Origin of the sequence: uncultured Campylobacter sp., assembly GCF_937997535.1 — a bacterium.
GTDB lineage: Bacteria > Campylobacterota > Campylobacteria > Campylobacterales > Campylobacteraceae > Campylobacter_B.
Map to the genome: position 1 here is coordinate 1 of NZ_CALKTT010000009.1, position 9,771 is coordinate 9,771.

The window sequence follows — 9,771 nt, forward strand, 5'->3', positions numbered from 1 at the left end:
CCTCCTAAAAGATCGCCCAAAAAGCTACTTGCGTCGTTGATATCGATTTTGCCGTCGCCGTTGAGGTCAAGCTTGGCGCTTGCGATTTTGCCGATCAGCGCACTAAAATCCACACCTTTGCTATCGACGGCGTTTGCTTGCACGTCCTCGCCGCCGCCCAAAAGTCCACCCAGCATCGAGCCTAGCGAGCTAGATCCGCCGCTTTCGTTTTTGCTTAAAAAATTTGAGCTGATGCCCGCAATTATCGCATTTATCTGATCGTCGGGCAGGTCCACGCCTAGAAATTTTTCGATAAAAGCGACAGGGCCGCTTTGAAATTCTCTTAAATTTTTATCGTCGTTTTTGAGTGCAGAGACCATATTTACAAGTCCGTTTATGTCCATTTACGCCTCCTTGATCTTGGCTTTCGGAGCCTGTTTTACGATAAGCTCTATTACCTTTAGAGCGTCCGCCTTAGCCTCAAAATCCTTGCTAACGGCGATGATCTGTCCGTTGCTAGCCGTTAGGCGGAAGCGAACCTTGTCTGCTTTATCAGTGTAAAGCTCAAATTTAGGATTGTTTAGCTTTTCACCGCCCGCGATTTGATCCTCGATCTTATTTAGCGCGGCGTTTTTTGCGACGCTTTCGATACCGTTTTTGCAAGCGGCCTTGCTCGTGTAAACCTCGGAGGTGCACAGTACGTGCCCGTCATAAAGTAGATCGAATTTGCAGCCGTCCTTGGCGTCTTTGATTAAAAACTCAGCCATTTTTTATCCTTTCGTAAAAGATATCGTTATTTTAGCTAAAATTTTAATAAATATTTTTAATAGGCGCGGAATTTTCTGCTAAAATTGCGCACAAATTTCATTTACAAAGGATCATAATGATAAAGGCTCTACGTTTTAGCTTGATTTTCGCCGCTACTTTAGGATTTGGCGCGGATGAGAGCGATGCATTATTTAAGGATATAAGGACGCGTCTGGGTTGCAATCTAGCCGCACAGGACTGCGAGACTAACGCCGGCGGGCAGAAGGCGCTCTTTAGCGTAGCGCGCCACCCGATCGAAGCGGGAGCAAACGAGCTAAAAATAAGCGGAATTTCGCGTGAGCTAAAAAATCCGAGCGTTAAAATTTCGGGCGTGAGTATGAATATGGGCAATGCGGAATTCCCGCTAAAGCGCAGCGCAGACGGCTATGAAGCGACGCTTGATGTTGCAGTGTGCACGCACGCCGTAATGCGCTACAAACTTGAAATTTACGAGGATGGCGAGCCTAGCGGGCTTTTTGTGTATTTTGATCTGCGAAAGCGCGCTACAGATCGAGACCGCGGCGAAGACGCGCACTTGCATCACCACGAGCATTAGACGCGCCCCGTTTGTGCGCGGGGTAAAATTTGCGCTTTTTCAGACACGACGCTTTAGGGGAACTTGCACGTTGATTGTAGAAAATTTTACAAATTTTATAAGGCGCCGCTTGCGATAAATTTTTATGTATCTTTCGAGCGACGCACGTCGCAGGCAGATACGGATGCCTGCGCAAATACGCGGCTAGCCGTAGCAACCTAGGTGCGCTTTATAGGCATTTGCAAGTACGCCATTATAAAAAGCCCTGCGATTTGCCGCGCATTCGCCGCATATGTTTCGTAACCATTACTGAGGCGCGTCAAATTTAGCCCCTCGTCGCCTCTAAATTTTAAAATTTTTAAAATTCGCTTGCGTTTCATACGCCTAAGCTACGCGGAATTTTGAAATTCCTTGTATAATCTGAAGCAAATTTTAAATCTAAGGAAAGCCATGCAAATATTAAGACAAAAGCACTTTAGCGGCGAGCGCGCGCTGTTCGGCGCAAAGGATCTGCGGATCGAAAATTCCGTCTTCGGCGAGGGCGAGTCGCCACTAAAACACAGCGCAAATATCGTCGCGCAAAACTGTAAATTTGAGTGGAAATATCCGTTTTGGTATGCCGAAAATATCCGCGCGCAGGATTGCTTCTTCGACGAGATCGCACGCGCAGGGATCTGGTATAGCCGCGGCGTGGTGCTAAAAGACTGCCTCTACGGCGCGCCTAAAGGGCTTCGCCGCGTAAAAGATGCCGCGCTGCAAAACGTAGAATTTCACGATGCGCAAGAGACCTTGTGGCACTGCAGCGACGTGTCGCTTAAAAACGTCACCGCAAAGGGCGCTTATTTCGGGCTTGATTGCGAAAACTTAAGCATCGAAAATCTATCGCTCTTCGGAGATTACTGCTTTGACGGCTGCAGAAACGTAACGATCAAAAACTCCAAGCTCCTATCCAAGGACGCATTTTGGAACTGCGAAAATATCCTCATCGAGGACTGTTTCATCGCGGGCGAGTACTTCGGGTGGAATTCTAAAAACGTGACGCTGCGAAACTGCAAGATCGAGAGCCTGCAGGGCTTTTGCTATATGCAAAATTTGCGCCTGCAAGACTGCGAGCTTATAAATACGACGCTAGCGTTTGAATACAGCGACGTACATGCCGAGGTAAAAGGCGCGATCAATAGCGTCAAAAATCCAAGTAGCGGGCTGATCCGCGCGGAAAGCATCGGCGAACTGATCCTAGATGGCTCTACCGACGCGTCTAAAACTGAAATTATTACTGAATTAAGGGCGTAAGATGGGACTTTTTGATTTTATAAGTGGCAAGGAGAAATACGACTTCGACACTCTGCCAAATCGCCGCGGCACGAAGTCGCTTAAATGGGACGTAGGCGAGAGCGAGCTTCCGATGTGGGTCGCGGATATGGACTTTGCCGTAGCGCCCGAGATCATCGAGGCTCTGCAAAAGCGGCTGAACGAGCGAGTTTTAGGCTATTCGCTTGTAGATGATGAGTGGCGCAGCGCGTATCAAGGCTGGTGGCTCGCGCGTCACGATTATGAAATCCAAAAGGAGTGGCTGATCTACGCAAATGGCACGCTGCCCGCGATCGATTCGATCATCCGCAAGCTCACCTCGCCCGCCGAAAACGTGCTACTGATGAGCCCCGTTTACAACTGCTTTTACTACTGCATTAAAAACGCCGCCCGCGTGCCGTTGCAAAACGAGCTTACCTACGCTAACGGCGATTATAGCATCGATTGGGAGGATTTACAGGCTAAGCTCGCCGATCCGCAGACGACGCTTTTTATCCTTTGCAACCCTCACAATCCGGTCGGCCGCACCTTTAGCAGAGACGATCTTGCTCGTATCGGCGAGCTGTGCGAAAAGCACGGCGTGACGGTGCTTAGCGATGAGGTGCATTGCGATCTGACTGAGCCCGGCGTGCGTTACACGCCATTTGCTGCCGCGAGCGAGACGTGCGAGAGGATCTCGGCTAGCATAATCGCGCCAACCAAGGCGTTTAATATCGCGGGGCTGCAAAGTGCGGCGGTCTTTGCAGCAGATAAGCGCTTGCGTCATAAAATTTCAAAGGCGTTAAATTCCGACGACATCACCGAGCCGAATTTTTTCGGAGTTCAGGGCGCGATCGCCGCATTTACGAAGGGTGCGGCGTGGCTGGACGCCTTGCGCGAATACCTCAGCGAAAATCGCAAATTCGCGGCAGAATTTATTGCCCGCGAGCTTCCGCAGGTGCGCGTCGTGCCGCAAGATGCGACCTATCTTATGTGGCTCGATGCGGGCGCTTATACGCAGGATAGCGCGGAGCTTGCGCGCTTCATCCGCGAAAAAACGGGGCTGTATCTCTCCTGCGGCGCGCAATACGGCAAGGGCGGCGAGAGATTTTTGCGCCTAAATATCGCGACCTCTAGGGCGCTGCTAAAAGACGGGCTAGGGCGGCTGAAAGAGGCGCTAAAGATCTGCCCGCATTAAACGAACTACGGCGCGGCAAAGACGAAATTTAAAATTTTATAACGGCTAAATTTAAAGCGGCGGAGCAAATTTTAAAATTTCGCAGTAGGGCGCGAGTTTTGCGCTAAATTTGGCGGCGATCAGGCGGGCGGCACGCGAATGTTTAAATTTACGTGTGGCATAAAACCGGCGCTTAAATGCGCTACAAAAGGCGGATTATGGATAGAAACGGCGATTTAGAGGAGCTTTACCTGCTTGAAAAACGGCGCGAAAATCTCGCGCGCATTAGCAAGCTCGTCTCATTTTTGATAACTCTGCTGCTGCTCGGGCTTTACGTGTTTTTGAATACCAGGGCGGAGTCCGTCTCGTTTGATACAAACTGGCTCATAGTCGCGCTTTTCATCATCTTTCCCCTCTTAAACGGACTGCTCTACCGCTTATTTTACAGCTTAAACTTTGGCAAAAACAGCGGCACGCAGCGCGCAAATTTTGATAAATTTAGCGGCTTTGATACGGCGCAAAATACAGGCGCGCTAGGGCAGGGCGCGGCGCAAGATGGGCAAATTTTAAGCACCGATATAAACGAAGGGCGGGTATTAAAAGCCGAAGCGGGCGAGGGCGGTAGCTCCGAAAGCAGTGATAGCCGCGAGAGCGCTATTTACGAGAGGTTTGAGCCCAAAGCCGCCGAAAGAGAAGGCAGGGGCGAGAAAGATGGCGAGACCCAGTCAAAATTTAACTTTCTAGCCGATCTACAGAGCCTGGAGGATGAGCGCGCGGCGCTGCAAAAAGCAGTAAAAAAGGCCAACATCATCGCCGCTGTCGTAGGGACCTGCGTGGGCGCACTGGTGGCGCGCTTTTGGGGCGAGATGGCGGTCGGCGTATTTTTCGGCATCTCCGTTTATGGCGTCGTGAGCGCTCTTTTGACGGCGAGCAAAAGACGGAATTTCAGATCAAATTTCAAAAGCAGGGTCGTCGCGAGCATCGCAAAAAGCTTTGGGCTTAGCTACGACGAAAGCGGCGGGCTTACAGCAGATGAGTTTTTTGAAATTTACGACTGCTACATCAACGAACAATCGAGCGAAGATATGATGAGCGGGGAGGTACAGGGCGTGCCAGTGAGGTTTAGTGACTTTTACGCCGCCGAAAAGGTGCGCACCAAAAACGGCACTCGCACCGATGTAAAATTTCAAGGAGTGCTTTTCGTCGCGGACTTTCACAAAAGGCTTAACTGCGAGGTGCGGGTATGTCATAAAAACTCGCGAAATCTGCGCAGATACGGGCAGCGAGCGAATATGGACGACGTGAAATTTGAGGAGTTTTTTGATGTCTATACGACCGATCAAGTGGGCGCTAGATACGCTCTTACGCCGCTTTTAATGCAGCGACTGACGGAGGTTTATTTAAGGCTGGGCTCGCAGATAAACGCGGTGCTGAAAGAAGATAAAATTTACGTGGCGATCGAGACCTGGCGCGATAATTTCGAGCCTAGAATCGACTGTTCGCTAAAGCAGGACGCCACGATAGAGCTTTACGTAGATGAGATCGGCGCGCTTGCGGGTATCGTGAGCGAGCTAAATTTGAACCGTAAAATTTGGAGCGAATGAAGTGGGCGGCGGGCGGTGGAGTATGGCAGAGGCGACTGCATACGGCTGTGGCGGCGCAAGATAGACGGGACAAAGCGCGCGGGATTGTAGGCCTTGGTGGCAGCGACACAGATGTGCCGTGTAACTGAACATGGAAATGGATGCGTTGCGCGGCTTATGCGTTCGGCTCTTAAATCGGTACGGAAAATTTAGCCCGCGCAGAATTTACAAGTCGCTTTGAGCCGATAAATTTTATAAATTCCCGCTCCGTTAGCGAGCGAGCGCTCGCGATTTATCATCGCTCGCACGGTAAAATTTTTATCGCACGAGCAGTTTGTATTAGAATTCTACTATCGCTTGAAATTTATGCTACGAGCGCGACTTAAAATTTGCCGCGACGACGAGCGCTAGGTCACGTTTCGGCTCGGCAAAAATTTACTCGGCGGCTAAATTTACCGTGCGAGAGCAAAACTTTGCCGCTAGATCGATAAATTTAGCTAGCTTATAGAAGCGCTCGCTGTCTATGGGCGTTTACAATCGCCGTTTCGGTAAAGCTACGGCGCCAGCGTCGCTGCAAGGTTGCGGGGCTTAGTAAGATTGCCCCGCTAAACTAGACGGCAAATCTAAATTTATAGCTTCCCGCCCTCGATTACGACGTCGTCAGCTTTGATGTCGTCGCCGTATACCGGCGCTAGCGTCGCATCGTAGTCGGCGTGGAAAAATTTCTCGTCCGCGAGCTTTACGATTAGATCGTCAAGCCATTTGCGAAGCTCGTCGTTGCCCTTTTTGACCGCAGGTGCGATGACGTCCTGATCGCCGAGCGAGCGGATACCTACCTTAAAGCCCGGGTTTGACTTCGTCCACGCGAACAAAAGCGTATTATCATGCGCGATCGCATCGCCCCTGCCGTCCAGCATCGCACCAAAAGTCTCGGTATTTTGGTCAAATTTTAAAAGCTTGATCTCGGGATGGTTTTTCGTAAAATACAGATCCGCGGTCGTGCCTTTGTTGATTAAAAGCGTTTTATCCTTAAGCTGCGAAACGTCGGTGATATCGCCGCCCTTGCTCGCGACGCCGAGAGCTACCTTCATATACGGCAGCGCGAAATCCACGACCTCTTTGCGCTCCGGCGTGACGGTGAAATTTGCAAGCGTAATATCGACCTTATCAGACGCCAAAAATTCCGCGCGATTGGCGGCCTCTACGAGCACGAACTGCACTTTGTTTTCATCGCCCAAAAGCTCCTTTGCGATGCGTTTTGCAAAATACACGTCATATCCCGCGTTTTTGCCCGTCTCGTCGATGTAGCCAAACGGCGGCTTATCGCCGAAAACCGCGATCCTTACTACGCCACGCTTTTTAATCCCGTCGATATAACTTTGCGGTGCGGCGGAACCTTGTGCGGAATTTGAGGAGCCTTTGCCCTCGTCGTTGCAACCTGCGAAAAATAACGCACCTAAGATAAAAAGCGTGCTTAGCGTTTTTTTCATCTTTTCTCCTTTATTAAAATTTATTTTTTAAATTCGAACATATTTAGAAATTTCTTCGCGCGCTCGCTCTTCGGCGCAGTAAAGAACGCCTCCGGCTCATTAATCTCCACGATGCTTCCCTCATCCATAAAAACTATACGATCGGCTACGGCGCGCGCAAAGCCCATCTCATGCGTTACGATTAGCATCGTCTGCCCCTCTTTGGCGAGATTTAGCATTACGTCTAGCACCTCGCGCACGATCTCGGGATCAAGCGCCGCGGTAACCTCGTCAAAAAGCATGATCTTGGGCTTCATCACAAGGCTTCGTACGATCGCGATGCGCTGCTTCTGCCCGCCGCTAAGCTCTTTGGGGTAGGCTCGCTCTTTATTTTCTAGTCCTACGATTTTGAGCCAATGCCTGGCTAGCTCTACAGCTTGCTCGCGCGGTACGCCTTGGACTTTCACGGGACCTAGGATTATATTATGTAGAACATTTAAGTGGTCGAAAAGCTCGTAGCTTTGAAAGACCATACCGATCTTTTGTCTGATCCTGCGCCACTCTTTAAAATTTTGATCGATCCGCTCGCCCTCGATTATAAAATTTCCGCTTTGTACCGGCTCAAGCCCATTGATCGTGCGAAGCAGGGTGCTTTTACCGCAGCCGCTAGGGCCTAGAATCACAACAACCTCGCCCTGCGCGACGCTAAGACTGACGTCTTTTAGCGCGTGCAGCTCGCCGTAAAATTTATTGATTTTATGAAGTTCTAAAATTCCCATCAGCTCCACCTGTTTTCTAGTTTTTTCGAAAGCGCCGAGATCGGATAGCAGATTAAAAAATATACGAAAAATATCGCTCCGTAGATGATTAGCGGCGCGTAATTGTCGCGGAAGACATTTACTTCGATGATCTGCTGTCCGACCTTGACGAGCTCGATGACGCCGATGAGTACGGCGATCGAGGTTGTTTTTATCATCCTGCTGAATAAATTTATCGTTGCGGGCACCAGGCGCCTCATCGCAAGCGGCAGGATGACGTAGAGATAAATTTGAGATCTGCTAAATGCGAGCGCTTCGGCGCTTTCGAACTGATGCTTGGGGATGCTAAGCACGGCGCCGCGCACCAGATCCATCATCTCAAAAACACCCCAGACGCTAAAGACGATGATCGAAGCCGCGATATTTGAGATGTGGATGTCAAATGCCTTACTCGCGCCGAAATACACGATGAATAGCCAAACGATGGGCGGCATTATGCGCACGATCTCTAGGCAAATTTTAAGCGGGATGTATAAGGCTCTGCGCCCGGAGGCCATTAAAATTCCAAGTACCAAGCCTAGAGCGAGTGAAACCGCGATCGAGATGAGCGCGATTTGCAGCGTGACCCCGAGTCCGCCAAGAAGCCTGATTAAATTTTCGCCGCTTAAGAGTTCCATCGCTAGCCTCTCATATACGCAAGGCGCTTTTCAAGCAGCGTAAGTGCGAGCGAAAGCGGCAGGATTATGATCAGATACGAAACGCTTAGCATAAACAGTGCCTCGTTCGTCTTGTAATACAGCCCGATCACGTCCTTTGCGGCATAAACGAGATCGGCGAGTGCTACGATGCTAACGATCGAGGTTTCTTTAAGCAGAAATATTATGTTTGCGCTGATGGAGGGCAGGGCGATCGCAAAGGCGCGCGGCAGCACGACGTAAAACACTATCTGAGCCTCACTAAGACCGAGGCTCATCGCACTTTCGATCTGGGATTTTTTTATCGCCTCAAAACCGAGCCTAAAGCTCTCGCTCATATAGCTGCCGCCCAAAAAAGCAAGACCTACGATCGCGCAGGTAAAGCCTGAAATTTGAACGCCGAGCTTGGGCAAGCCGTAGTATAGAAAAAATAGCTGAATTAAAAGCGGAGTGTTGCGAGATAGCTCGATATATGCGCTCACAAGCGGGCTTAGCAGAGGTACTCTTTTATATTTTATTAGCGTGCAGATAAAGCCGATGATGATGGATAGTAAAATCCCGTAAAATGCGAGCTTTAGCGTTAAAATTCCCGCCTTTACGAACATAGGGCTAAATTTAGCTATAAAATCAAAATCCATAAATTCTTCTTTCCGTAAAATATGCATATTATACAGATAACTGATTAAAATAGTATTAAATCGGAATTTTTTTATAAAAATTCCGAAAATTTAGGAGTTTAAAAATATATCTTATAAATATATTTAGTCCGAGCAGATACCCGGACTATAGAATTTTGACGGAATTTTACGAGTAAAAAATATACGCGTAGCCGGAAACTAAAATCGCGGAAACCACTGCTAAAATTCCGCCACTCCGCACCATTTCCGCCTGGCGAATGCGTCCCGTTCCAAAAACCAAAGCATTCGGCGGCGTCGCTACCGGCATTACGAAAGCGCAGCTCGCGCCTACGCCTATGATGATCGTAAGAGTTTCTTTCGGTAGCCCCATTTGAGCCGCTACTCCCGCAAATACTGGTACTAAAAGTGCAGCGGAGGCGGTATTGCTGGTAAATTCCGTAAGGCAGATGATGAAAACTGCCGTTACCAAAAGTACGATGTAAGTAGGCGCTCCACCGAAAGTGTGCGCGACTAGATCGCCAAGCACCTTAGAAGCTCCGGAATCGCCTAAAACCGCACTTAGCGTAAGTCCGCCGCCGAAAAGCAACAGCACGCCCCACTCGGTGTTTTCGGCGATGTCGTGCCACTTGGCAAGTCCTAGTATGACGATTACAACTGCCGAGCAGATGGCGACGTAAGCATCATCTACTTTAAAGCCCACAAGGGCTGAAATTTGCTTTGAAAATATCCAGCCAAGCGCTGTTAGAGCAAATACGACGATAGTAATAATGCGCTCGCGCGTCCAAGGGATATGCTCCAGATCCATCTCTATTTTATGGCTTAAATTCGGCTTGAAAATTA

At 49.5% G+C, this 9,771-nt stretch carries 13 protein-coding genes; 5 read left to right on the forward strand and 8 right to left on the reverse strand.

What is annotated here, in order from left to right; genetic code table 11:
• Both Q0117_RS01245 and Q0117_RS01250 read right to left on the reverse strand, forming a co-directional pair.
• Window positions 1–383, reverse strand: a 383-nt coding sequence (locus Q0117_RS01245; RefSeq protein WP_297921435.1) for a hypothetical protein, incomplete at its 3' end; no start/stop codon positions are given.
• Entirely contained in the window at window positions 384–746 is a 363-nt protein-coding gene (locus Q0117_RS01250) for a DUF1508 domain-containing protein (RefSeq protein ID WP_297921438.1), read from the reverse strand.
• Window positions 747–862: 116 nt separating this feature from the next.
• On the opposite strand from Q0117_RS01250, the gene Q0117_RS01255 reads away from it, so the two are divergent.
• A complete protein-coding gene (locus tag Q0117_RS01255; RefSeq protein WP_297921441.1) occupies window positions 863–1,342 on the forward strand; it encodes a hypothetical protein in 480 nt (159 codons plus the stop codon).
• A 197-nt stretch (window positions 1,343–1,539) separates the two neighbouring features.
• On the opposite strand, the gene Q0117_RS01260 is transcribed toward Q0117_RS01255, so the two are convergent.
• Complete coding sequence (locus Q0117_RS01260) at window positions 1,540–1,701, reverse strand: hypothetical protein (RefSeq protein WP_297921444.1); 162 nt, start codon at window positions 1,699–1,701, stop codon at window positions 1,540–1,542.
• Between the two features lie 70 nt (window positions 1,702–1,771).
• On the opposite strand from Q0117_RS01260, the gene Q0117_RS01265 reads away from it, so the two are divergent.
• From Q0117_RS01265 to Q0117_RS01280, 4 genes are all read left to right on the forward strand, one after another.
• Window positions 1,772–2,614, forward strand: a complete 843-nt coding sequence (locus tag Q0117_RS01265; protein WP_297921447.1) for a DUF3737 family protein — start codon at window positions 1,772–1,774, stop codon at window positions 2,612–2,614.
• Window position 2,615: 1 nt separating this feature from the next.
• Complete coding sequence (locus tag Q0117_RS01270; RefSeq protein ID WP_297921450.1) at window positions 2,616–3,809, forward strand: MalY/PatB family protein; 1,194 nt, start codon at window positions 2,616–2,618, stop codon at window positions 3,807–3,809.
• A 197-nt stretch (window positions 3,810–4,006) separates the two neighbouring features.
• A complete protein-coding gene (locus Q0117_RS01275) occupies window positions 4,007–5,392 on the forward strand; it encodes a DUF3137 domain-containing protein (protein ID WP_297921452.1) in 1,386 nt (461 codons plus the stop codon).
• Window positions 5,389–5,520: a hypothetical protein gene (locus Q0117_RS01280; protein ID WP_297921455.1), complete on the forward strand. Its 132-nt coding sequence runs from the start codon at window positions 5,389–5,391 to the stop codon at window positions 5,518–5,520. Before Q0117_RS01275 ends, Q0117_RS01280 begins: the two co-directional genes overlap by 4 nt.
• Window positions 5,521–6,000: 480 nt before the next feature.
• Here Q0117_RS01280 and Q0117_RS01285 read toward each other — a convergent pair whose 3' ends face one another.
• The 5 genes from Q0117_RS01285 to Q0117_RS01305 all read right to left on the reverse strand — a co-directional run.
• Window positions 6,001–6,861, reverse strand: a complete 861-nt coding sequence (locus tag Q0117_RS01285) for a cysteine ABC transporter substrate-binding protein (protein ID WP_297921458.1) — start codon at window positions 6,859–6,861, stop codon at window positions 6,001–6,003.
• Between the two features lie 20 nt (window positions 6,862–6,881).
• The gene (locus tag Q0117_RS01290) at window positions 6,882–7,619 is read right to left on the reverse strand and encodes an amino acid ABC transporter ATP-binding protein (protein ID WP_297921461.1); all 738 of its coding nucleotides are present in this window, start codon (window positions 7,617–7,619) and stop codon (window positions 6,882–6,884) included.
• Window positions 7,619–8,275: an amino acid ABC transporter permease gene (locus tag Q0117_RS01295; protein WP_297921464.1), complete on the reverse strand. Its 657-nt coding sequence runs from the start codon at window positions 8,273–8,275 to the stop codon at window positions 7,619–7,621. The genes Q0117_RS01290 and Q0117_RS01295 overlap by 1 nt, the downstream gene beginning before the upstream one ends.
• 2 nt (window positions 8,276–8,277) lie before the next feature.
• Window positions 8,278–8,931, reverse strand: coding sequence for an amino acid ABC transporter permease (locus Q0117_RS01300; protein ID WP_297921467.1), 654 nt, complete (start codon window positions 8,929–8,931; stop codon window positions 8,278–8,280).
• Window positions 8,932–9,097: 166 nt separating this feature from the next.
• The coding region (locus Q0117_RS01305; RefSeq protein ID WP_297921470.1) for an SLC13 family permease at window positions 9,098–9,771 on the reverse strand (674 nt) is incomplete at its 5' end.